Annotated in this window: 20 protein-coding genes and 2 tRNA genes; 10 read left to right on the forward strand and 12 right to left on the reverse strand. The window is 69.7% G+C overall.

Annotation, left to right across the window (positions count from 1 at the left end):
* Positions 1-69 precede the first annotated feature (69 nt).
* Positions 70-1155: an S-(hydroxymethyl)mycothiol dehydrogenase gene (locus tag DFJ64_RS03265; RefSeq protein WP_115849099.1), complete on the forward strand. Its 1086-nt coding sequence runs from the start codon at positions 70-72 to the stop codon at positions 1153-1155.
* Positions 1152-1781, forward strand: a complete 630-nt coding sequence (locus DFJ64_RS03270; protein WP_115849100.1) for an MBL fold metallo-hydrolase — start codon at positions 1152-1154, stop codon at positions 1779-1781. Before DFJ64_RS03265 ends, DFJ64_RS03270 begins: the two co-directional genes overlap by 4 nt.
* A gap of 123 nt (positions 1782-1904) precedes the next feature.
* On the opposite strand, the gene DFJ64_RS03275 is transcribed toward DFJ64_RS03270, so the two are convergent.
* On the reverse strand, positions 1905-2828 hold the full coding sequence (locus tag DFJ64_RS03275) for an SMP-30/gluconolactonase/LRE family protein (protein ID WP_115849101.1): 924 nt from the start codon (positions 2826-2828) through the stop codon (positions 1905-1907).
* A 282-nt stretch (positions 2829-3110) separates the two neighbouring features.
* Here DFJ64_RS03275 and DFJ64_RS03280 point away from each other — a divergent pair, with 282 nt between their 5' ends.
* The 4 genes from DFJ64_RS03280 to panB are packed head-to-tail and all read left to right on the forward strand — an operon-like array spanning position 3111 to position 6281.
* On the forward strand, positions 3111-4004 hold the full coding sequence (locus DFJ64_RS03280) for a Rossmann-like and DUF2520 domain-containing protein (protein WP_115849102.1): 894 nt from the start codon (positions 3111-3113) through the stop codon (positions 4002-4004).
* Between the two features lie 11 nt (positions 4005-4015).
* Positions 4016-4951 (forward strand): pantoate--beta-alanine ligase, encoded by a 936-nt coding sequence (gene panC, locus DFJ64_RS03285; protein ID WP_115851790.1) that lies wholly within the window; start codon positions 4016-4018, stop codon positions 4949-4951.
* Positions 4933-5358, forward strand: a complete 426-nt coding sequence (gene panD / locus DFJ64_RS03290) for an aspartate 1-decarboxylase (protein ID WP_115849103.1) — start codon at positions 4933-4935, stop codon at positions 5356-5358. The genes panC and panD overlap by 19 nt, the downstream gene beginning before the upstream one ends.
* A complete protein-coding gene (panB, locus tag DFJ64_RS03295) occupies positions 5355-6281 on the forward strand; it encodes a 3-methyl-2-oxobutanoate hydroxymethyltransferase (protein ID WP_115849104.1) in 927 nt (308 codons plus the stop codon). Before panD ends, panB begins: the two co-directional genes overlap by 4 nt.
* Positions 6282-6289: 8 nt before the next feature.
* On the opposite strand, the gene DFJ64_RS03300 is transcribed toward panB, so the two are convergent.
* A complete protein-coding gene (locus DFJ64_RS03300) occupies positions 6290-7243 on the reverse strand; it encodes a universal stress protein (protein ID WP_147304573.1) in 954 nt (317 codons plus the stop codon).
* Positions 7244-7634: 391 nt separating this feature from the next.
* Here DFJ64_RS03300 and DFJ64_RS19150 point away from each other — a divergent pair, with 391 nt between their 5' ends.
* Positions 7635-9278, forward strand: coding sequence for a GAF domain-containing sensor histidine kinase (locus tag DFJ64_RS19150; RefSeq protein WP_170152479.1), 1644 nt, complete (start codon positions 7635-7637; stop codon positions 9276-9278).
* 85 nt (positions 9279-9363) lie between these two features.
* On the forward strand, positions 9364-11475 hold the full coding sequence (gene glgX / locus DFJ64_RS03315) for a glycogen debranching protein GlgX (RefSeq protein WP_170152448.1): 2112 nt from the start codon (positions 9364-9366) through the stop codon (positions 11473-11475).
* On the opposite strand, the gene DFJ64_RS03320 is transcribed toward glgX, so the two are convergent.
* Positions 11472-14036: a GH116 family glycosyl-hydrolase gene (locus DFJ64_RS03320; RefSeq protein ID WP_115849107.1), complete on the reverse strand. Its 2565-nt coding sequence runs from the start codon at positions 14034-14036 to the stop codon at positions 11472-11474. The two genes, glgX and DFJ64_RS03320, sit on opposite strands and share 4 nt — an antisense overlap.
* Positions 14037-14137: 101 nt before the next feature.
* Between DFJ64_RS03320 and DFJ64_RS03325 the strand changes: the two genes are divergently transcribed.
* Positions 14138-14557 (forward strand): RbsD/FucU family protein, encoded by a 420-nt coding sequence (locus tag DFJ64_RS03325; RefSeq protein ID WP_115849108.1) that lies wholly within the window; start codon positions 14138-14140, stop codon positions 14555-14557.
* A gap of 46 nt (positions 14558-14603) precedes the next feature.
* Here DFJ64_RS03325 and DFJ64_RS03330 read toward each other — a convergent pair whose 3' ends face one another.
* The 6 genes from DFJ64_RS03330 to DFJ64_RS03355 form a co-directional block, all read right to left on the reverse strand.
* On the reverse strand, positions 14604-15467 hold the full coding sequence (locus DFJ64_RS03330; protein ID WP_115849109.1) for a PhzF family phenazine biosynthesis protein: 864 nt from the start codon (positions 15465-15467) through the stop codon (positions 14604-14606).
* A 56-nt stretch (positions 15468-15523) separates the two neighbouring features.
* Entirely contained in the window at positions 15524-16825 is a 1302-nt protein-coding gene (gene clpX / locus DFJ64_RS03335) for an ATP-dependent Clp protease ATP-binding subunit ClpX (protein WP_115849110.1), read from the reverse strand.
* Positions 16826-17084: 259 nt separating this feature from the next.
* Entirely contained in the window at positions 17085-17762 is a 678-nt protein-coding gene (locus tag DFJ64_RS03340; RefSeq protein WP_211310473.1) for an ATP-dependent Clp protease proteolytic subunit, read from the reverse strand.
* A 28-nt stretch (positions 17763-17790) separates the two neighbouring features.
* Positions 17791-18399 carry an ATP-dependent Clp protease proteolytic subunit gene (locus DFJ64_RS03345; RefSeq protein ID WP_281268483.1) on the reverse strand — a complete coding sequence of 203 codons (609 nt, stop codon included), beginning with the start codon at positions 18397-18399 and terminating at the stop codon, positions 17791-17793.
* Between the two features lie 498 nt (positions 18400-18897).
* A complete protein-coding gene (gene tig, locus DFJ64_RS03350) occupies positions 18898-20331 on the reverse strand; it encodes a trigger factor (RefSeq protein WP_115849112.1) in 1434 nt (477 codons plus the stop codon).
* Positions 20332-20625: 294 nt separating this feature from the next.
* Positions 20626-20699, reverse strand: a tRNA-Pro gene (locus DFJ64_RS03355).
* A gap of 243 nt (positions 20700-20942) precedes the next feature.
* Between DFJ64_RS03355 and DFJ64_RS03360 the strand changes: the two genes are divergently transcribed.
* A tRNA-Gly gene (locus tag DFJ64_RS03360) sits at positions 20943-21013 on the forward strand.
* Positions 21014-21391: 378 nt separating this feature from the next.
* Here the strand turns inward: DFJ64_RS03360 and DFJ64_RS03370 are convergent.
* The 3 genes from DFJ64_RS03370 to DFJ64_RS03380 form a co-directional block, all read right to left on the reverse strand.
* Complete coding sequence (locus DFJ64_RS03370) at positions 21392-22297, reverse strand: EamA family transporter (protein ID WP_115849113.1); 906 nt, start codon at positions 22295-22297, stop codon at positions 21392-21394.
* A gap of 36 nt (positions 22298-22333) precedes the next feature.
* Positions 22334-22936 (reverse strand): hypothetical protein, encoded by a 603-nt coding sequence (locus tag DFJ64_RS03375; protein ID WP_211310474.1) that lies wholly within the window; start codon positions 22934-22936, stop codon positions 22334-22336.
* Positions 22937-23047: 111 nt separating this feature from the next.
* Positions 23048-23587 (reverse strand): DinB family protein, encoded by a 540-nt coding sequence (locus DFJ64_RS03380; RefSeq protein WP_115849115.1) that lies wholly within the window; start codon positions 23585-23587, stop codon positions 23048-23050.
* Positions 23588-23629 lie beyond the last annotated feature (42 nt).

Genomic DNA, 23629 nt, shown 5'->3' on the forward strand with positions numbered 1-23629 from the left:
TACGGGCTCACCGGCGCCGCGTCGGGTTTGGTCGGGCGCCCGGGTGCGGACACGAAGGAGTGGTGGCCCATGCCCGACGTCAAGGCGGTCATCTCGCGGGAGAAGGACGCCCCCGTCAGCGTCGAGACGATCCGCGTGCCGGATCCCGGCCCAGGTGAGGCGCTGGTTCGTGTGCAGGCGTGCGGCGTTTGCCACACCGACCTCCACTACAAGGTCGGCGGGATCGGCGACGACTACCCCTACCTGCTCGGTCATGAAGCGGCCGGCATCGTCGAGGCGGTCGGACCGGACGTCGACGAGGTCGCCCCTGGGGACTTCGTGATCCTCAACTGGCGGGCGGTCTGCGGGCAGTGTCGCGCCTGTCGCCGCGGGCGGCCGTGGTACTGCTTCGACACCCACAACGCCACGCAGCGGATGACGCTCGCCGACGGGACCCCCCTCTCGCCTGCGCTCGGCATCGGCGCCTTCGCCGAGAAGACCCTGGTGGCGGCCGGTCAGTGCACGAAGGTGGACCCCCGGGCGCCGGCGACGGTCGCCGGTCTGCTCGGCTGCGGCGTCATGGCCGGTCTGGGAGCGGCCTTGAACACCGGCAACGTCCAGCGCGGCGACTCGGTCGCGGTCTTCGGCTGCGGTGGCGTCGGCGACGCCGCGATCGCGGGCGCCGTCCTCGGCGGCGCTACCACGGTGATCGGCGTCGACGTCGATGACCGCAAGCTGGAGTGGGCGAGGCGAGTCGGGGCCACCCACGTCGTCAACTCCCGGCGCGAGGACCCGGTGGAGCGGATCCGCGAGCTGACCAACGGCTACGGCGTCGACCTCGCGATCGAGGCGATCGGGCTCCCCGAGACCTACCGGCAGGCCTTCTACGCCCGGGATCTCGCCGGCACGGTGGTCCTGGTCGGTGTCCCCACCCCGGAGATGACGCTCGAGCTGCCGTTCCTCGACGTCTTCTCCCGCGGCGGGGCCCTCAAGTCCTCGTGGTACGGCGACTGTCTGCCATCCCGGGACTTCCCCATGCTCATCGACCTCTACCTCCAGGACCGACTACCGCTGGACGTCTTCGTCAGCGAGGAGATCGGCCTCGAGGACGTGGAGGCCGCGTTCCAGAAGATGCACGACGGCGACGTGCTGCGCTCCGTGGTGGTGATGCGATGAGCGCGCGCATCGAGCGGGTGGTCACCACCGGGACCTTCAGCCTGGACGGCGGCACCTGGGACGTCGAGAACAACGTCTGGCTCGTCGGTGACGACCACGAGGTCCTCGTCATCGACGCCGCGCACGACGCGGCACCGATCCTGGACGCCGTCCAGGGGCGTGCGGTCACGGCGATCGTGTGCACGCACGGGCACAACGACCACATCACCGCGGCGGGAGCGTTGTGGGAGGCCACCAAGGCGCCGCTGTGGCTGCACCCGGCCGACCGGATGCTCTGGGACATGGTGTACACGGACCTGGAACCGAGCGGGGAACTCCTCGACGGGCAGCGCTTCGAGGTGGCCGGTGTCGAGCTGCGCGCCCTGCACACGCCAGGTCACTCACCAGGCAGCACCTGCCTGTACGCCCCCGAGCTCACCGCGGTGTTCACCGGTGACACGCTCTTCGCAGGCGGGCCGGGCGCGACGGGTCGGTCCTACTCCGACTTCGACACGATCATCGCCTCCATCCGTGACCGGCTGTTCACGCTGCCCGTGGAGACGGTGGTCCACACCGGCCACGGTGAGACGACGACCATCGGCTCGGAGCTGCCCCACCTCCACGAGTGGATCGCCCGGGGTTGGTGAGCGCGGCCAGTCCGCCGCGGTGCGAGAAGTCCCGCGCCGAGCCCGCGCGGCTCACTCCGCTGGGCCGACGGCTACTCGCCGCGGTCCCCAGCAACGCCTCAGTGGCCAACTCGCCCGGTGTGATCAGCGCCGCCACCGGGCGCCGACGACGGGGAGGAGCACCGCGTACAGCGAGGTCGTGGCGGTGATGAACAGGCGGTTGCCCCGTGGCCCGCCGAACTCCACATTGGCGACCGCTTCCGGTACCCGGACCTTGCCCAGGAGCGTGCCGTCCGGGTGGTAGCAGTGCACGCCGTCCTCGGCGCTCGCCCAGATCCGGCCCGCCTCGTCCAGGCGGAACCCGTCGAAGATCCCGGCGGTGCACGTGGCGAACACCTCGCCGCCGGACAACGTGCCGTCGTCGCGGACGTCGAAGACCCGGATGTGGCGAGGACCGTCGGCGACGTGCGTGGCACCGGTGTCGGACACGTACAGACGTCGTTCGTCGGGAGAGAAGGCGATCCCGTTCGGCCGGATGAAGTCGTCCGCCGCGATGCGGCAGTCCCCCGTCGCCGGGTCGACTCGGTAGACGTGGCAGGCGCCGATCTCGCTCTCGGCTCGATAGCCCTCGTAGTCGCCGTCGATGCCGTACATCGGGTCGGTGAACCACACGGCCCCGTCCGAGCTCACCACGACATCGTTGGGGCTGTTCAGCCGTTTGCCCTGGTAGTTGTCGGCGATCACGGTGATCGAGCCGTCATGCTCGGTGCGCGTGACCCTCCGGTTCCCGTGCTCACAGGTGACAAGGCGACCTTGACGGTCCACCGTGTTGCCGTTGCTGTACGCGGCGGGCTGGCGGAACACCCCCACCACGCCGGTCGTCTCGTCCCACCGGAGCATGCGATCGTTCGGGATGTCGCTCCACACCAGGTAACGACCAGCCGGGAAGTAGGCGGGTCCTTCCGCCCAGCGGCAGCCCTCGTAGAGCTTGTCGAGTCGAGCGCTGGTCTTGACGCACTCCTTGAACCGCTCGTCGAAGATCTCGAACGTCTGCTCCCGGTGAGACATCCAACTCTCCACGTCCGCCGATCAAGCTGAATCCCTCGACCAGACCGTAGTCGGCGCACGAGAGCACCGCGAGCGTGGCAGGGCGAACGGCCCAGATCGGCCCCGAGCGAGGCGAAGCCGACTGCCGCGACGAGCGGCCCGCCGCCGGGCCGGCTCCTATACTCGGTGGTGCGCCGCGACCCCCAGGGCGCGGACGGGAGCCGTGGACGGCTCCACCCTCGCACCACAACCACTCACAATCGCCCTCCGGGGCCCTAGATCGAAAGCCGTCTGGTATCTCCGATGCGAGAACTAGAACGGAACCAAGGCGCTCCGGCGCTCACCGGCGCGCCGCCCGACTCGCGCCGACTTGTCGTGGTCGGTCACGGACGGGTCGGGGGTTCTCTTGCCCGCGCGGCTCGCGCGGCCGGACTCGACGTGACGGTCGTCCACCACGGCGACGCTCAGCGCGCCACGGCCGGTGCGGACGTCGTGCTCCTCTGCGTCCCCGATCGTGCGATCGCCGACGTCTGCGGCCGAGTCGTCCAGGCCACTCCTCCGCCGCGCTTTCTGGGGCATGTCAGCGGGGCGAGCTCGCTCGACGTCCTCGACCAGGCACGCCAGGACGGCATCGAGACCTTCTCCCTCCATCCGCTCCAGACGATCCCGCACCCGCGGACCGACCTCACGGACGTTCCGTGCGCGGTGGCGGGATCCACCCCCGAAGCCAGGTCGGCCGCCACGCGACTGGGTATCGACCTGGGGATGAGACCGTTCGAGGTGCCCGACGATCGCCGCGCCGCCTACCACGCCGCGGCGGCGATCGCCTCGAACTTCCTCGTCACCTTGGCAGAGACCGCCACCGACCTCCTGGCCCGGGCAGGTGTCGAGGACGCCCGAGCGATTCTCGGCCCTTTGGTCGCACGCACCGCGGCGAACTGGGCTGAGGCCGGCGCGGACGCGTTGACCGGGCCGATCGCTCGTGGCGACGAGTCAACGGTGCGCCGTCACCTCGCGGCCCTGACGGAGCTCGCCCCTGAGCTGCTGCCCCTGTACCAGGTGCTCGCCGAACGAACGCGAACAGTCGCAGCCTCGGCTACTCGATCGCGGACCGGAGGATCTCCCTTCGCCCCCGGAACGGAGCCCGACGGTCGTCCGACGGCGTGGAGGGACGAGTGGTCGCCCACCCATCCTTGAAGGAGACATCGGTGAACCGACCCACGGTAGTCCGGACCCGAGACGAGCTTCGGAACGTCCTGGCCCCGGCGAGGAGGGCCGGTCGGACCATCGGGCTGGTCCCCACGATGGGGGCCCTCCACGACGGCCACCTCTCGCTGCTGCGAGCGGCCCGCCAACGGTGCGACGTCGTGGTGATGAGCCTGTTCGTCAACCCGATGCAGTTCGGGCCGCAGGAGGACTTCGCCAGCTATCCGCGCGACGAGGAGCGGGACGTGGCGCTCGCCGGACAGGTCGGCGTCGACGTCGTGTACGCGCCCGACGCCGCTCACGTCTACCCGCCCGACTTCGCGACCTTCGTGGAGGTCGGCGGTGGCCTCACCGACGTGCTGTGCGGCGATCCCGGCCGCCGGGGCCCCAGCCACTTCCGTGGCGTCACCACGGTCGTCGCCAAGCTATTCAACGCGGTGGAGCCGGACGTGGCCTTCTTCGGGCAGAAGGACGCCCAGCAGGCCATCGTCATCCAACGGATGGTCCGGGATCTGGAGTTCAACATCGAGATCGTCGTCCTCCCGACGGTCCGGGAGCCGGACGGCCTGGCGATGAGCTCCCGCAACGCGTACCTCAGTCCGGACGATCGAGTCCGGGCGCGGGCGCTGAACCAGGCGCTCACGAAAGTGCTCGAGGTGGCGAAGGCGGGTGAGACGTCGACCGAGCGGGCGCTCGCCGAGGCCCGCGCGGTGCTGGCTGAGGCCGGCATCGAACCGGAGTACCTCGAAGCACGTGACGCCGAGAACCTGACTCCGGTGACGCGGTTCGGTCCTCGCCCCGTGCTCGTCGCGGTCGCCGCTCGCGTGGGTCGGGCTCGGCTCATCGACAACGTGGTCGTCGACGCCACGCCGGCCAACGAACCAATGGCGGCGTCGGTGGACACGACAGGAGGAGCTCCATGCGTCGGACGTTGCTGAAGTCCAAGATCCACCGCGCCACGGTGACCGGTTGCGACGTCGACTACGTCGGCAGCATCACGGTGGACGCCGACCTCATGGAGGCGGCCGACCTGCTTCCGCACGAACAAGTCCACGTCTGGGACGTCGACAACGGAGCGCGGCTGGTCACCTACGTGCTCGCGGGAACGAGAGGATCGGGCACGGTGCAGCTCAACGGCGCCGCCGCACGACTCGTCTCGACCGGTCACAAGGTGATCATCGCGTCGTTCGCGAGCTACGACGACGCCGAAGCCCGGCGGCACGTCCCGACAGTGGTGCACGTCGACCACGCCAACACCATCGCTCGCGTGGACGCCGAGCCCGGTCTCCTGCTTGGCGCCGCGCGCGCGTCCGACGCCGACCTCGGGGAGGTCCCGTCCTCATGAGCACACGACCGCGTGCCGACGACGGCGCCGAGCGTGCGCCACGTCGAGGCAAGGTGACCTTGCCGGAGCTGGCGCGCATGAAGGCGGCCGGAGAGCCGATCGCCATGGTGACCGCGTACGACTACCCGTCCGCGTGCGTCGCGGAGGCCGCCGGCGTCGACATCGTCCTGGTCGGTGACTCGGCCGCGATGACGGTGCTGGGCTACGACTCCACGGTGCCGGTGAGCATGACGGAGATGCTGGTCCTCGCCGCCGCGTGCCGGCGCGGGCTGCGCACCCCTCTGCTCGTGGGCGACTTGCCGTTCGGGTCGTACGAGCGCTCCGACGAGCAGGCGGTCGAGAACGCCCATCGGTTCGTCAAGGAGGCCGGGTGCGACGCGGTCAAGCTCGAACGCGGAGGCACGTCGGTCGATCGGGCGCGGGCGATCGTCCGATCCGGCGTGCCGGTGATGGGTCACGTCGGTCTGACTCCGCAGACGGCGAGCCAGCTCGGGGGCTTCAAGGCCCAAGGGCGTACCGCGGCGAGCGCCGCCCGGATCGCCGAGGACGCCCTCGCCCTCCAAGAGGCCGGGTGCTTCGCGATCGTCTTCGAAGCCATCCCCGCCGCCGTCACCGAGCTGATCATGCCGGCGATGGAGGTCCCGGTCATCGGGATCGGCGCGGGACCCGCCACCGACGGGCAGGTCCTCGTCTTCCACGACCTCCTGGGTGTCCTCGGTGGGCGTACGCCGAAGTTCGTCAAGCCCTACGCCAACGTACGCGAGCAGATGGTGGCGGGCGTGGCGGCGTACGTCCGGGAGGTTCGCACCCGAGCGTTCCCCGGACCGGAGCACACCTACGGCATCGACCCGGAGGAGCTCACCGCTGTGCGACAACGGCTTGCCGAGCTTCGCGAGGAGAGACGACAGCGCGTCGGGGTCTGAGCTGCCCGTCAAGGTCCGGTTGCGCTACGGGCTGGCCCCGCGCCGCCGACCGCCTGGGCACCACCGATCGTCCCGGCCACCGGCCGCCACGAACGGGGGGCTGGGATCCGCGGGACGCCGCATTCCGCGGGAATTGGCACGAGCGCGACGGGACACCGAGCGCGGTTGAGCGCGACACATCCCAGCGCCGACCCGAGGCGCTCGGCGACGCCGGCCCGGCTGCCGTGGAGGCTGCCGACGGCCAAGAGATCCGAGGGTCGCGCGATCCGCAGCGGGCCGGCGATCGTGCCATCTCCGTCGGCGATGGTGACCTCGACCCAGGGCCACGCCAGGGCCTGCTCGGCGACGAGATCCTCCACCACCGCGGGTGGCGGGGCGGCGCCGGTACCGAACGGACGACTCACGCTGGTTGCGAGCTCGGCGGGGCGTCTCGCGAGGGCACGCATGGGGGCGCTCGATGGGACCGGGACGGCGACCAACCCGGCGCCCAGGCCAGCGGCAATCTCGAGCGCCCGACTCACCAGGACCGTTCCCCACGCCGTGCCATCGACTCCGACGATGACCTGGCCGCTGTCCGGCGGGACGTTCGCGAAGGCGGCCGCGGGACCCCGTCGTCGCACCAAGACGACCGGCGTCGTCGGTGTCCCCGCGGCAGCGTCGACCAGGCCGAGCAGCACGCCGTTCCCCCTCGCCGCAACGACGTACCAGCTCGGCGATCGCACCGCGTTCCGGAGCACCTCGACGACGGGGCCCGCGGCCGCCCATGGATGCGCCTCGACCTCGGGCACGGCGGCGGTCGCGAAGGCCGCGCCCTCCTCGGCGCGCCGCCAGGCGCGATCCCGCGCGGCGCGCGCCTCCCGCAGGTCGGAGGCTCCCTGGTGACCGTAGGCATGGCACACGACCAAGGGCTTGCGGGACGCCACGGCTGTCCGAGCCGCCCAGGCCAGCACGGCTTTGTCCACGGGCGTCCGGGCCCCGGCCACGACCCCACACACGACGGCCTCAGGAGGGAGACCTGGTGAAGGTCGTGTCAGTTCCCGCATCGCAAGCCCTCCGTGCCCACCCACCAGGACACGCGGTCGTCCAGCGCGCCCGCTTGACCTGCCCGTCTGACAAAGGTGACGTGCGACAGATTGCTGCGCCACCCGGTCACCTCCATAGGGACACTGGTCCCGTGGGTTGAGGACTTCGCACTGACAAAAGCCCTGGTAGTCGCGAAGGCCCGGAAGAGACGGGCGTCCAGCCTCGGCGAACTATCGTGGAAGCCACGGACCGTCCGCGAGCGGTGGACCTGCGAGGATGTTTGGGCTAAGGGTGGAGCATCTGGACAGCGAGCGGACGCCAGATTCCCCGATGAGCGGCGAGGAGTGGCTCGCCGAGTCGGCCAGGCTCGTCAACACCCTGCTCGGGGACGGCGGCCGCGACTCGGCCATGAGCACCGTCCTGGAGTGGCTGCGCGACCTCACCAGCGCCGACGTCGTCGGCATCAACATGGTCGACAGCCTCGACCCGGAGCATGCGCTCCTCGCACAAATCCTCGGGCCCGGCATGAAACGGCCACTCAAGACACGCGTGGGCCGACGTGGCATGACCGCGCGAGTCCTCCACTCAGGACGACGAATCGTCACCTCCGACGTGGTGCGTGAGCGCGACTTCGCACCTCCGGACGAGTTTCGTGAGGTGCTGACGTCCGTGGGCACGTTGATCATGTTTCCGCTCCGGGCCGGCGATACGACGATTGGCATGTTCTGCACCGGCTGGCTGCGGGGCTCACGGAGTGAGAAGCAGATCAGCCAGGAGTTGTCGCTCATCGAGGCGCTCGGGGAGCACGTGGCCCTCGCGCTGCAACGCGTGGAGGCCGAGGAGGCCCACCGGCGTCGCGAGAGCTACCTCCAGGCCAGCACGGAGCTCACCCGGCTGGGCTTGGCCGACGCTGACCGAGACCGCGTGATGCGGGAGATCATCCAGCGGCTGCGCAAGATCACCGCCTGCGATTACTCCGCGATCATCCTGCGCGACGTGGCCGAGCCGGGGAGCGCGATCACCGCCTACCAGGCGGGCAGCGACGAGATCTTCATCTCGTCCCGCGTCGGTCGCTTCGGACTGGTCTCCCGCGTCCTCGAGACCGCCGAGACCATCGTCACCGACGATCTTCCGCACGAGCAGGGGTACGACCCTCCAGAGGAGTGGCGCCGGCTGCTGATCGACGCGGGCTTCGGTGTGCTGACCCCGCTGGTCGCCTACAACGAGGTCATCGGCGTCTTGTGCGTCGTCTGGCGGCGGGACTCCTGGCGAGCGGTGGAGGCCCGCGGTGAGATCGAGCTCATCGAGATGTTCGCCAACCAAGCGGCGGTCGTCCTCCACCGGGTCCAGGCGCAAGAGGAGCGCTCGTGGCGACGCGTCCTGGAGGACCGCGATCGGATCGCCGGCGACCTCCACGACCGAGTACTGCGTCGGATCCTCTCCGTCGTCCTGCGCCTGGAGAGCGCGGCCGCGCTCAGCACCGAGTCCGAGGTGCGCGCCCGGGTGGAGAAGTCGATCGCCGAGCTGGACGACACGACCCAGCAGATGAGGTCCCTGATCTTCGAGCTTCACCATGCCTCCACCGAGCCCGGCTCGGTGCGCGCGGACCTGCTGCGCGAGGTCGACGCCGCGCGCGACATCCTGGGCTTCACGCCGCGACTCGTGCTGCGCGGCCCGATCGAGGAGGCGCTGCCCTCCCACGTGCGCTCCGCGCTCGCGCCGGCACTCCGTCACGCGTTCGAGAACGTGGCGGCGCACGAGTCGACGACCTTCGCCGAGGTCGCCCTCGTCGTCACCGACGACGAGCTCGCGCTGTCCGTCACGGACAACGGGACTGACGTCGGCGGCGCCACCCAGCGAGCCGCGATGTGGGAGCTGGAGTCGAGCGCGCGCCAGCTCGGCGGCACCTGCTCTAGCCGGACACTCCCCGACGGACGCTGCACGACCGAATGGCGGGTGCCACTGCACCGGTGACCCTGCCCGGTCAGCGGCCCACCGCGTGGACTGTCAAGCCGGCCCAGCTGGCCGACGCGGCGCGGCGACCGGCGAGGATGGGGCCGTGACGACGACAGGTGCCACCCTGTGGCGGCCGGACGGCTGTCCCCCGCGCGGCGCCACGTACGACGGGACGGGTGTGACGTTCGCGTTGTGGGCGCCCTTGGCGGAGCGGGTCGAGGTGTGTCTCCTCGACCCCGACGGCCAGGAGCGTCGCGTGCCGCTCACCGAGCAGACGTTCGGCACCTGGCACACGCGGGTCGCTGGCGTGGGGCCGGGCCAACGGTACGGCTTTCGGGTCCACGGCCCCTGGGACCCCCACACCGGTCACCGGTTCAACCCCGCGAAGCTGCTCGTCGACCCCTACGCGCGGGCCATCACCGGCGACCTCGTCGACCACAGCGCGATCTTCGGGCACCAGGTCGAGACCGGTGACGACACCGTGCGCGACGACCGGGACTCCGCGCCCTACGTCCCGACCTCGGTCGTCGTCGACCCGACCTTCGACTGGGGTGACGACCGGCCTCCCCGCGTGCCGTGGAGCGACACCGTGCTCTACGAGCTGCACGTGCGCGGCTACACGATGCTCCACCCGGACGTCCCACCGGAACTGCGGGGGACCTACGCCGGGCTCGCCCAGCCCGCCGTGGTGAACCAGCTCGTCGACCTCGGCGTCACGTCCATCGAGCTGCTGCCGGTCCACCATTTCGTCAGCGAGCCCCTGCTGCGGGGACGAGGCCTCGTCAACTACTGGGGCTACAACACGCTCGGCTTCTTCGCTCCTCACGCCGGCTACTCCGCCTCCGGGACCCTCGGCCAGCAGGTCACCGAGTTCAAGCAGATGGTGCGAGCCTTCCACGACGCCGGGCTCGAGGTGATCCTCGACGTCGTCTACAACCACACCTGCGAGCAGGACGAGCGAGGACCCACGCTGTCCTTCCGCGGCATCCACAACGTCGGGTACTACCGCCTGGAGGGAAGCGGCCGGCACTACCGCGACCTCAGCGGCACCGGCAACACGCTCAACCTGCGGAACCCCGACGTCGTCCGGCTGGTGCTCGACTCGTTGCGCTACTGGGTCGAGGAGATGCACGTCGACGGGTTCCGGTTCGACCTCGCGGCCGCGCTCGCCCGCACCGACGACGAGGTGGACATGGCCGGCCCGTTCCTCACCGCCATCGGCCAGGACCCGGTGCTGTCCCGCGTCAAGCTCATCGCCGAGCCGTGGGACCTCGGCGTCGACGGCTACCAGGTCGGCGCCTTCCCCCCACCGTGGTCGGAGTGGAACGACCGGTTTCGCGACACCGTGCGGGAGTTCTGGCTCGGATCACCGGACGGCGTGCGCGACCTCGCCTCCCGGCTATCGGGGTCGAGCGACCTCTACCGGCGGCGCCGCCCGTTCGCCTCGATCAACTACGTCACCTCCCACGATGGCTTCACCGCACGCGACCTCGTGTCCTACGAGCGCAAGCACAACGAGGCCAACGGCGAGGACAACCGGGACGGCCCGCATGACAACCGGTCCACCAACTACGGGGTCGAGGGCGAGACCGACGACTCCGCGATCGTCGACCTGCGGGTCCGACAAGTTCGCAACCTGCTCGCCACGCTCCTGCTGTCCACCGGTGTCCCGATGCTGCTCGCCGGCGACGAGCGCGGCCGCACCCAACGCGGCAACAACAACGCCTACTGTCAGGACAACCCCATCTCCTGGGTGGACTGGAGCGACCAAGGGCCGTGGAGCGAGCTGCGGTCGACCGTGGCGACGCTCCTCCGCATCCGCCGCGAGCACCCGGTCTTCCGGCGTACCCACTTCTTCACGGGCCGGCTGGACGAGTCCGGTCGGCGCCGCGACGTCGGATGGTTCGGGCCGTGGGGCGGGGAGATGGACGAGGCGGCCTGGCACGACCCGAACGCGCGGACACTCGGCATGTTCCTCGCCGGAGAGCGCGTGGCCCGGCAGTCCGAGGACGGCCACCCCATCCACGACGACTCGTTCCTGCTGTGGCTGCACGCGGGAGCCGAGTCTGTCAAGGTCACCTTGCCTGGGCCGCCGTGGGCACTGGAGTACTCGGTGATCTTCGACACCAGCGCCTCGGTGCCGCCACGACGCTATGCCGCCGGCACCGAGCTCGAGCTACCCGGCCGCTGCGTGGTCCTGCTTCGCGCCGACTAGCGATCAGGCCTCGTCGAGGCGGTCGGCACGTCCACCTCGACACGGCTGCCCTCGGTGAGCCGCTGCCTCGCCTGGAACGCTCCGCCCGCGGCCGACTCAGTGAGGTCCACCGCACCACGTCCGGTCAGGATGAGCCGGTCCAGACGTACGGAGCCGCCCAAGACCTCCAGGGTCACGGTCGTCCGATCCGTGCTCGGGCGCTGGGTCACCGTCCCCCACGCGTGGCCGGTGGACCAGAACCACCGGACCGGCTCGTCAGCGGCGCCGAACCGGATCGTCCCAGTCACACCGTCGTAGCCGAAACCCGACCACGCCGGGACGGCTCCCCAGCTCGCCATCGCTCGCGCGTAATGGTGACCGCACTCACCCTCGTTGAACGGGTTGCGCCGCCGTCCGTCGTAGCGAGCGCGCACGGCCTCGAAGACCTCGACCGCCTCCTCGCGCAGCCCTTCGTAGATCATCCCGACTGCGGCGGTGTACTCCAGGCCGGTCCAGACCTCGGCGTAGTAGGGGAACGGCCGGTCCGGTCGGTTGCCTCGCGGGTACGACGCAACCAACAGTCCCACCTCGTCACCGAGCACGTAGCTGCGCATCGGGTTGAAGTGTCGACCGGTTCCGTTCACACGGTTGTACCGCAGGATGCTGCGCAACGTGGTCCGAACGTGGTCCGGGTCGAGGAGGTGCCCCAGTCCGGACAGATGGGCGAGCACCTGACCGACGAGCTGGTCGGCCAGGCATCCGTCGCCGATCTGCAACTCGGGGTTGACCAGGTCGCGGGCGCCGATCCCGGGGAGTCGCAGTCCTTCCGCGATGGCCTCCTCGGAGCCGGGCGGTCGAATCTCGTGCCGGTAGTACTCGCCGTTGAACAGGTGCTCGTCGATCCAGGCGGCGCCGCGACGTGCCAGCTCGCCGCACGTCTTGGCGAAATCCTCGTCGCCGAGGTGGCGCGCCATCTCCTCCGCCGCACGCAGCGCGGCGAGGTACCAGACACCGACCTCGGGGTTCGGCCCGAAGTACTCGACGTCCATGGTGTTGTGCTGCGCGCCCTCCATGACGCCGTCGCGGTCGGCGTCCCAGCCCCCGGGAATCCAGGCGAACTCCAGCGCCTTGCGCGCCTTCGGCCAGAGCGCTCGAAGCGCCTCGTCGTCGCCGGACAGCCGCCAGTCGCGGTAGAGCTTGACGAGGCACCCCATCTGGCCGTCGGCGGCCGCCACCCCGTCGTCTCGCGCGCGGTCCAGCGGCTGCTGGATCCGGAAGCTCATGTGACCGTCGTCGCCGGTGCCGTAGCGGAACTCGGTGTCGCGCATCGACAGCGCCAGCTCACCGAACAGGAAGGCGGTCGCCTGCTCGTAGTTCCACACGTGCGTGCAGTTGCCGTGGCACGAGCCGCTTCGGTCGTTGCAGCCCTCCCACCCCCAGAACCGGCCGTCCGGTGTGCGGAAGCAGGTCTGAGATCGCAGGGTGCTCAGGTTCGACAGCGCCGCGTCCTTGACCGCCTCGGGCAAGCCGGAGTTGACGAACGCGTTCACGAACGAGAGTGTTCGGCGCTCCAGCTCGGGCAGGCGATCGGCGGTGTCACAGACCACCTGCCAGGCGTCGGCGTACCTGGTCGTGTAGTAGTTGCCGATCGTCACGTCGCGCCGCCAGCTGAGTCGGTTGGGGAAGTGCCAGCCGAGCAGGAACGTGAACGCGTGCGTCTCACCGGCTGCGAGCCGACGTCGCGCGACCACGGTGGCCATGGGCGCGTCCGCGGTGCTCTCCCGTGGGTCGACGTGGCCGTCCGCGGCGAAGTCGTCCCAGAAGTCCAGCAGCGCGCCACCCCAGCTGTAGTCGGCCCAGCCGGTCCTGGTCGACACGTCGTCCTCGCCGAGCACGACGAGCGCGAGGGAGCCCCACTGTTCCGCCGCGGGGTCCACGCCTTCGGAGTCAGCGAAGACACCGACGCACCGCCCTCCGCGCCGAACGGTGTTGCGGTTGCTCGTGGGCGTGCCCTCCGATCCGTCGGTCCCGACGAAGTTCTGCACGTTGCCCGCGACCGACACGTCCAAGGGTCCGCCACTGGTGTTGGTGACGACGTAGCGCAGGACGGCCACGGGAATGCCGCTGGCGTCGAGGTCACACGGCACGAGCGGGTTGAACGCCTGCAGTCGGACGTCGGCGGGCACGTCCGGATCGTCGAGGACCACCTGACCGAACGGGTAGGCGGCCAGGAACCGGGAGTCTTGGAACCGTGGCAGGCCGTGGTTGGGCACCGCCGAACCATGCGCGCCGGCGTAGAGCACGGGATCGATGGGGCCCTCCAGCGCCTTGACCACGACGTCACGGCTCCGCGTGCCCTCGTCGGCGTCCCCCTCGGCCGGCGCGAGACGGATCGCGAAGAAGCTCGACCCCGGGCACCATCCCTTGGCAGGACGGTTGACGATCTCCCAGTCACGCAAGTCCCCGCGGCCCCCGAGGCTGACCGTCCCAGTGCCGATGCCACCCAGTGGCAGCGCCACATGCAGGGAGTGCGCCTGGTCGTAGGTCCGCAGCACTGGCCAATCGGGGACAGTCGAGGTCACAGCGACTCCTCGGACGGGACTGAGGCCGGATCGCAACGGACCAGACGTTATAGTCCCTGGCCGAACGACGCGAGGTGGACAGCTGACCGAGAGGGGCACTCATGCTGCGGTACCGGCTCATCCATCCGGAGATCTTGGCCGCTCTCGCGTCGGCCGGTCATGGCTCGCGCGTCCTCGTCGCGGACGGCCACTACCCGTTCGTCACCGCGGCCGGACCGAACGCGACGCACGTCTTCCTCAACCTCAGCCCCGGTCGGCTCACCGTACCCGAGGTCGTGGAGGTCCTCGTCGACGCCATTCCGGTCGAACGCGCGACGGTCATGGCCCCGCCCCCAGACCAGCCCACCCCGGAGGTCTTCGCGGAGTTCGAACGGCTGCTGCCCGCCGGAACACCCATCGACCGGCTGGATCGGTTCGCCTTCTACGACGCGGCCCGCACCGACGACGTCGCGCTCGTCATCGCCACCGGCGAGCAGCGCACCTACGCCAACATCCTCCTCACCGTGGGCGTCGCGGCCTAGGCGTCGAGGCCGACCCTCGAGGCAGCGCACGTCGCCTGCGACCCCCTCAGGGTGTCGTCGGGACCACGATCCGACCGCGGGCCACGGGCGCGACGTGACCGGTGACGGTCGTGCGCACCACGTGTCCCCTCGCGGCCGTCACGGTGCACGTCAGAGTCGACGGTCGGCCGATCTCGGCACCCTGCTCCACGGTGAACGCTGTCTCACCCTCGCCGGGCACCACGCCGGATCCGACCAGCCATACGCCGAGCCCGAGCGCGGCGGATCCCGTGGCTGGATCCTCCCCGCCGTCGATGTCGGCGAAGAACAGGCGGGCGTGCGCGAGCCGGCGCTCGGGATCCCACGAGAACACGTACAGAGACTCGATGCCGTGAGCCCTCGCTGCCGCCAGATCGAAGCGTGCCCTGGCCACCGCGTCGGCACGGAGCGGAAGACAGACGTGGGGCAGGCCCGCGCCGGCCTCCCGGACGGGCCATCCGAGCAGGTCATCGGACCGTAGCCGGACGGCGGCCAGGTAAGGCTCGGGATCCAGCGCAGGGCCGAGCGTCGGGGCGCCACCAGTCAACGTGGCGGCGTTCTCGTCGACGGTGACGGGAAGCGCGCCAGCGCCGCACTCCTGCACCACCTCACCGGCTCGCAGTCGGCCGAGTCGGACCAGCGTGACGGCGGTTCCGACACTGGGATGGCCGGCGAAGGGAAGCTCTCTGGCCGGCGTGAAGATGCGGACGCGGTAGTCGCCACCGGCGACGGGCGGGAGCACGAAGGCCGTCTCGGAGTAGTTGAACTCCCGGGCCAGCAGCCGCATCTGCTCGGTACTCAACCGCTCGGCGTCGAGCACGACCGCGAGCGGATTGCCGGCGTACGGCCGGGTGGTGAAGACGTCGACGACCTCGTAGTCACACGCATCCATGCCTGCACGATAGGACGCGCTCGGCCGTCCCCCCTGCGTGCGTGGCGCCGCTGTTCTCAGGCCGTCTTCTCGCGGCGCTCACCGCCGCGAGCCTTCCGCCCGGCCTGGTCACGCGGAACGAGCGTCGGGTTGACGTTGTCGAGGACGGTCTCCCGGGTCACGATGACCCGGGCGACGTCGTCGCGACTCGGCACCTCGTACATCACGTTGAGGAGAACTTCCTCGATGATCGCGCGAGTCGCTCGAGCGCCCGTCCCACGCAGCAACGCCTGATCGGCGATGGCGGCGATGGCGTCCTCGGTGAACTCCAGCTCGACACCGTCGAGCTCGAAAAGCTTCTGGTACTGCTTGACCAGCGCGTTGCGCGGCTCGGTGAGGATCCGCATCAAGGCGGTGCGGTCCAGCGGCTGGACCGTCGCGATCACGGGGAGCCGACCGACGAACTCCGGGATCAGGCCGAACTTCAGCAGGTCCTCGGGCATGAGCTCGGAGAAGATGTCGTCCTTCTCCCGCTCTTCCTTGGTGCGGATCGCCGCGTTGAAACCGACGCCCTTGCGGCCGATCCGCTGCTCGATGATGCGCTCCAGACCGGCGAAGGCGCCGCCGACGATGAACAGCACGTTGGTGGTGTCGATCTGAATGAACTCCTGGTGGGGGTGCTTACGCCCGCCCTGCGGCGGCACGCTGGCGGTGGTCCCCTCCAGGATCTTCAGCAGCGCCTGCTGGACTCCCTCACCGGAGACGTCGCGGGTGATCGACGGGTTCTCGCTCTTGCGAGCGATCTTGTCGACCTCGTCGATGTAGATGATGCCGGTCTCGGCCTTCTTGACGTCGTAGTCGGCCGCCTGGATCAGCTTGAGCAGGATGTTCTCGACGTCCTCGCCCACGTAGCCGGCCTCGGTCAACGCCGTGGCGTCGGCGATGGCGAAGGGGACGTTGAGCATCTTGGCCAGCGTCTGGGCGAGGTAGGTCTTCCCGCAGCCGGTCGGGCCGATCAGGAGGATGTTGGACTTCGCCAGCTCGACCGAGTCGTCCTTGGCGTGCCGACCACCGGACGACAAGCCGGACTGGACTCGCTTGTAGTGGTTGTAGACCGCAACGGACAACGCCTTCTTCGCGTTGTCCTGCCCCACGACGTACTGGTCGAGGAACTCGTAGATCTCCCGCGGCTTGGGAAGATCGTGCAGACCCGCCTCGGAGGACTCGTTGAGCTCCTCCTCGATGATCTCGTTACAGAGCTCGATGCACTCGTCGCAGATGTAGACGCCCGGACCTGCGATGAGCTTCTTGACCTGCTTCTGGCTCTTCCCGCAGAACGAGCACTTGAGCAGGTCTGCGCCGTCACCGATGCGTGCCACCCGGAACGTCTCCTTCGCTTGCTACGCCCGGCAGCCGGGCGTGGTCGAACTGCGTCTGGCGGGCGGGTCAGCCTCCGCGTCACGATCCCGGCCTTGTGAGCCGAGGGGCCGCGCGCGCCTCGAGAGTACAGAGACAGACGGTACTCCCTTCTCGGCGCGCGCGGTCGAGTTCAACCACGCGTCCGGGCACGCAGCCGTCATGTCGGGAACGTCCGACTGCGCTCCGTGCTGACCGCGGCCCGACACGCCGGCGACCTCCTCAGACCCCGATCAGGCTCTTCTTACGAGTGGTCAGGACCTCGTCGATCAGGCCGTACTCCACGGCCTGCTCGGCGCTGAGGTACTTGTCGCGCTCGATGTCCCGCGCCACCTGCTCGATCGGGCGGCCGGTGTTCTCGGCGATCATCTCCTCGAGCATGCGCCGCATGCGCAGGATCTCGTTCGCCTGGATCTCGATGTCGCTCGCCTGCCCGTAGCCGCCCTCGGTGTAGGGCTGGTGGATGACGATGCGGCTGTGCGGAAGCGCCGACCGCTTGCCCGGCGCTCCGGCCGCGAGGAGCACGGCGGCGGCCGACGCGGCCTGACCCAGGCAGACCGTGTGGACGTCCGGCGTGATGTAGCGCATCGTGTCGTAGATCGCCGTCAACGCCGTGATCGAACCACCCGGGCTGTTGATGTAGATCTGCACCTCACGCTCGGGGTCCATGGACTCCAAGCAGAGGAGCTGGGCCATGACCGCGTTCGCGATGTCGTCGGTGATCGGCGTTCCGAGGAAGATGATCCGATCCTCGAACAGCTTCGCGTACGGGTCGATCTGCCGGTAGCCGTAGGGGGTGCGCTCCTCCCAGCGGGGGATGAAGTAGTCGGCGCGCGGCAGGTACTCCCGCGGCGTCACCAGCCCCGGTGGCGGTGCGAGGGCGGGTCGGTTCGTCGTCATCGTGCTTGGTCCTCCAGAGTGCTACCGGTCAGCTGACGGGCCCGGCGGTCTTGACCTGACCGGCGTACTTCACCACATGGTCGATGAAGCCGTACTCACGGGCCTGCTCCGCGGTGAACCACCGGTCGCGGTCGGCGTCCCGCTCGATCTGCTCCACGCTCTGACCGGTGTGCAGGGCGGTCAGCTCGAACAGCTGCCGCTTCAGGTGGAGACTCTGCTGCGCCTGGATCTTGATGTCAGACGCGGTGCCGCCAAGGCCACCGGAGACCTGGTGCATCATGATGCGCGCGTGTGGAAGCGCGTACCGCTTCCCCTTGGTGCCGGCGGCGAGCAGGAACTGCCCCATCGACGCCGCGAGGCCCATCGCGACGGTCGCGACGTCGTTGGAGATGTACTGCATCGTGTCGTAGATCGCGAGCCCCGCGTCGACCGAACCACCAGGGCTGTTGATGTAGAGCCAGATGTCCTTCTCAGGGTCCTCGGCGTTCAGCACGAGCATCTGCGCGCAGATCGCGTTGGCGTTCTGGTCGCGCACCTCGGAGCCGAGGAAGATGATCCGCTCCTTCAGCAGCCGCTGGTAGATGTGGTCGTCGAGGCCCATTTGGCCGTTGTAGCTGTGCGCATGGTACGCGTTCACGTCGTCCGCCTCTTCGGTACACCCTCGATCTTGGTCGCACGAGGTGCGGGCCGCCTCGGGCGGCTCCTGGACACCTTGAGAACCTGATCCCGACCCTAGCCAAGCTTGGCCCAGCAGCAGGCGTCCGCGCGCTTCTGTTCGCTCACGGCGCAGAGCCACCGTCGTCACCTCCGGCTTCTGCCCACACCAGGCACCTGGTCCGCCGATCATGATCGACCCATTGCCGGCAGACGTGACGAACGGCTCCGCTGGCCCAGCCGGGGCCAGAGGAGACCCAACGGGCGACAACCGACGATCCGGCGACAACTGGGCGCTGGTACCCGGCGAGACGACCGCTCAAACGGGAGTGGCCACGCCACCCTCGGCGCACAGCTAGCCGACACATACCGTCGCGGCCCAGTCCCGGAACGCCGCGTCGGGCGCCGAAACCCCGCGGCTGGGTCGGACGAAGCGACCCAGCCGACACGACCTCACCGACCTCCGAAGGCAGGGGGAACCTCAGGAGTCAGAGGACTCCTCCCGCGCCTCGTCGGCACCACCGGCGGACCCCGTGCCCTCGGTCTGGTCCTGGGCCTCGGCCTGACCGCCCTCGCCCTCTTCGGGCGCCAGCGTGCCGTCGGGGCGCAGCCGCTTCAGGTCGACCGGCCGACCGGAGGCGTCGGTCACGACGGCGTTCTCCACCAAGACCCCCAGGGCCTTGCTCCGCCGCACCTCACGCACCAGCACCGGCACGTAGTTCGCCTGCACGACCTGCTGGACGTACTCCTCCGGGCTCACTCCGGCCTGCTGTGCCCTCTGCAGCAACGCCTGGGTGAGCTCCGGCTCACTCACCGTCAACTCTTCCTTATCGGCCAGCGTGTCGAGGACGAACTGAGCCTTCATCGCCTCGCGGGCGCGCTCCTCGAGGTCGGCGACGAACTCCTCCTCCGACTTGCCCTCCGCCTTGAGGTACTGCGCCTCGGTGATGCCGGCGTGGCTCAGCTGGTGTCGGATCGCCTCACGACGAGCCCGCACCTCCTCGGCGAGCGCACCCTCGGGCAGCGGCACCTCGACACGCTCGAGCAGCGCCTTCAGCGAGGCGTCCTGGGCCTGGCGCGCCTGCTGGAGTCGCTTCATCCGGGTCAGGCGCTCTCGAAGGTCGGCACGCAGCTCCTCGAGCGTGTCGAACTCGCTGGCAAGCTGGGCGAACTCGTCGTTCAGCTCAGGCAGCTGCTGCTCCCGCACCGCCTGGACGGTCACGGTGACGTCGACGTCCTGGCCCACGTACTGACCGGAGGCGAGCTGGCTGACGAACGTGGCCGACTCACCCGCCCGCTTGCCTCGGACGGCCTCGTCGAGGCCCTCCAACATCGAGCCACTGCCGATGCGGTAGCTGACGCCGGTGGCCTGGGCGTCCTCGATGGGCTCGCCGTCCTTGCTGCCGGACAGGTCGATCGTGACGAAGTCGCCCTCGCCGGCGGGCCGGTCGACCGTGACGAGCGTCCCGAACCGCTCCCGCAGCGAGGTCAGCTCCGCCTCGACGTCCTCGTCGGTGACCTCGGCGTCGTCGACGCTGACCTCGAGCCCGGTGTAGTCGGGAAGCTCGATCTCGGGACGGACGTCGACCTCGGCGGTGAACTTCAGGTCGGCGCCATCCTGGATCTCTTCGACATTGAGGGACGGCTGGCCGAGGGGCTCGACGTCGTTCTCCTGCAGCGCGGTGACGTAGAACTGCGGGATCGCGTCGTTGACCGCCTGCTGGAGGACGTAGTCACGCCCGATGCGCTGGTCGATGATCGGCGGTGGAACCTTGCCCTTCCGGAACCCCGGGATGTTCACCTGCCGCGCGATCTCACGGTAGGTGGCCTTCAGGCTCGGGTTGAGCTCCTCGAACGGCACCTCGACGGTCAGCCGGACCCGGGTCGGGCTCAGGGTCTCGACGGCGCTCTTCACGATCGTGGATCTCCTCGGGGATCGGGCTCGGGATAACCCGGGCGCCGCCGCACGGCGCTCTCAGGACTGGCAGCTCGGAACCACCCGTGGCACGGCGCGATCCCGACGCGCGCGTGGAAGTGTACGCCAGGGCCCCGCCGACGCGCCCGTGCGGGTGATCGTCGACCGCCCGGTGTCGTCCGTGGCGACCACCGCGGTGCCATCCGGCTCCTGCGGGGCGCCCCTGGGTCCTCGACACTGTCGTGGGCCACGAGCAGGCGGGACTCCAGGCCGCCGGGGCTGGGCCCCGTCGAGTCGGGGAGAGGGGATTTGAACCCCTGGCCTTCGGCACCCAAAGCCGACGCGCTGCCAAGCTGCGCCACTCCCCGTCACGCCCGCACCCCGGCCACCATCGGCCAGGCGCGTGGGCCGGGCATCGGTACGGACTGTGACAATAACGGCCCACTCCACCGAGGTGGGGAGCGGGAGGCACTACGCTGATCTCGTGGTGCCGCCGGCAGCTTAGTCCACCGACCGCGCGCACGTCGCGTGGCGGGCGCGTCGGGTGGCCGAATGGGACTGGCCTCCTAGACGGTCGGGGAGCGGTCCATGGCACCATGGATCGCGCACACGCGGGTGTAGCTCAATGGCAGAGCTCCAGCCTTCCAAGCTGGCGGTGCGGGTTCGATTCCCGTCACCCGCTCGACGCACGGCCCCAGGTCGCGGCCCCCGCTGACCTGGGGTTTCTCGTCTCCACCGCCCGCCCGTCCACCGCCCCGCCGCCTCGAGCGGCCCGAGCCAGCCTGCCGGTACCGGGTGCCAGGCTGACGTCATGCCCGACCCCACCAGTGTCCGACCGGGAGACCTCACGCACGTCGCGGCCATCCTCGCCTACGACCACCTCGCCCGGTCCGGGGACGCCGAGCGGGTGGCTGAGCTGCGTCGAACGCGCCCATGGACGAGCTACTGCGTCGGGAGGGCTGGCGGGCAGCCGGGATGCTCCACGACCTGGACGAGGGAGATCCCGAGGTCTTCTACTACGCGTCGGACACCTCGGCTTCCGCATGATCTCTCGAGGCGGTCACGACGCGGGCACGCCCTCGTGATCCACGCTGGAGGACACGGTGCGCTCGCTCCGAGGCCGCTCGAGGACGAGGGCCAGGCCGGCGAGGACCACCACGGCGCCCACCAGGTCGGTGAGGCCGGGCCGCTCACCGAGCCAGACCCACGCCGCGGTCATCCCCACGATCGGCACTGCCAACGAGTAGGGGGCAACGAGGCCCGCCGGGTAGTGCCGGAGCAGCGTGTTCCAGGCGCCGAACCCGACCAACGTCGACAGACCGACGAGATAGGCCAACGCCAGCACCGCCCTGGGCTCGAATGACGTCAGCGCGCCGACGACCGCGTCCCGGCCCTCCACCAGGTACGACAGCGCGGCCAGCGGGAGGGGCGGAACGACGCTCGACCACACCAGCAGTCCGATCCCCGCGGGCGCTCCGGACACCCGGGTGCAGATGTTGGAGGCCGCCCAGCCGATGGCGGCCGCCACGACCAGGAGGAACGGACCGAGAGGCACCGAACCGCCGCTGCCGGCGGCGACCAGCACCAGCCCGCCGGTCGCGATGGCCGTCCCGGCGACGTGCCGCCGTCCGACCCGCTCCCTGAGCAGGAGAGCACCCAGCAGCATGGTGAACATCGCCTGCGACTGCAGCACCAGCGACGACAGCCCGGCCGGCATGCCGAGGTGGATGCCGAGGAACAGTAACCCGAAGTTGCCCACGCCGAGGAAGATGCCCACCGCGATGATCCAGCCGCACGCGATGGGTGGGCGCCGAACGAACACGATCGCGGGGACGGCTGTGAGGGCGAACCGCAACGCGGCCAGCAGCAGGGGTGGGACATCGCGCAGCGCCACGTCGATGACCACGAAGTTGACGCCCCAGATGACGATGACGACGACGGCGAGGAGGATGTGACGAGGACGCACGCCGTCACCTTCTCGATTTGCTCATGATGCGTCCACTCACCATCCGAACACGGCCGTCACGCGCTCGACCAGCTCATTCTCGGACATCGCGGTGTCCACCTCGATGACGGGCAGGTCCAGTCGCTTCACCTCCGCCCGGAGTCGCTCGGTGAACAGTCGATCGCGCTCGAGGAGGTTGCGCAGAGCCCGGTCGGGGTCGCTGGTCTTCCGGGCGATCTCCCACGTCGACCCTCGACTCTCGAACGCGACTCGGCGGAACTCGGGTGTGGGCAGCAGCCAGACGGCCTGGTTGGGCACGGAGAGAAGTGGCTTGACCAGGTGGGGCAAGAGCCGAAACCCCTCGGCGATCACACCGCGGTGGCGCGGGAGACCGAGCAGGTCCTCGACGATCAACCCGAACCCTTCACCCCGATACCAGTGGAACGTCTCGAGCATGGTCTCCGGTGAGCGGCGCACCCACCGTTCGTCCATATCCATGGCCGCGAACTGATGGAGCAAGGGCGCGTCGGCCGGGGTGCACCGACGCGCGTGATCCGACATCACGTCGTCCGTGGCGTAGAGCTGCAGACCGTACTGGGTGGCGAGACGGCGAGCGACCGTGGACTTGCCACCGCCGCTGCCACCTCCGATCCAGTACACGTGCCGGAGCCTCGCACGCCAGGTCTCGACATCACGTGGACGATCCGCCTCGAGGTCGCCGCCGTTCATCGCTCGTGCACGCCACCCTTCCTCGCAAGTCGGACTTGCGCGTCACTCTCCGGTGAGACCGTCGATCGACTCACGAATGAGATCGGCGTGACCGTTGTGGCGGGCGTACTCCTCGATCATGTGGCACAGGATCCACCGCAGGCTCGGCGTCTCACCGCTGGGTAACGGGCGTCGCGCCAGCTGTTCCAGACCCCCGTTTTCGAGCACCTTCACCACCGAGGAGCGCGAGCGGGTCACGGCCTCCTGCCACAGCGCGAGAAGGGCGTCAGGAGAGTCCTGAGCCGCCAATCGCCAGCCCCAGTCCAGGTTCGCCTGCCAGTCGACGGTGTTCCACGGAGGTCCCAAGTCTCGCCCGAGCAAGCGGAGCGAGAACCAGTAATCCTCGACGAAGGCCAGATGCTTCACCATCCCGCCGAGCGTCATCGTCGATGCACCCACGCTGACCCGGAAACCGTCGGCGTCCAGGCCGGAGCACTTCCACGCCAGCGTGGCGCGCTGGAAGTCGAGGAAACCGAGCAGGGTGGCGGTCTCGTCGGCGGCGAGAGGAGGCTCAGGTCGGCCGTGCTCGTCCACAGGCGTCATGGGCGCCGAGTCTAGGACCACACCGTCGACCAGCGTCTCACG

It is taken from the genome of Thermasporomyces composti (assembly GCF_003386795.1).
GTDB lineage: Bacteria > Actinomycetota > Actinomycetes > Propionibacteriales > Actinopolymorphaceae > Thermasporomyces > Thermasporomyces composti.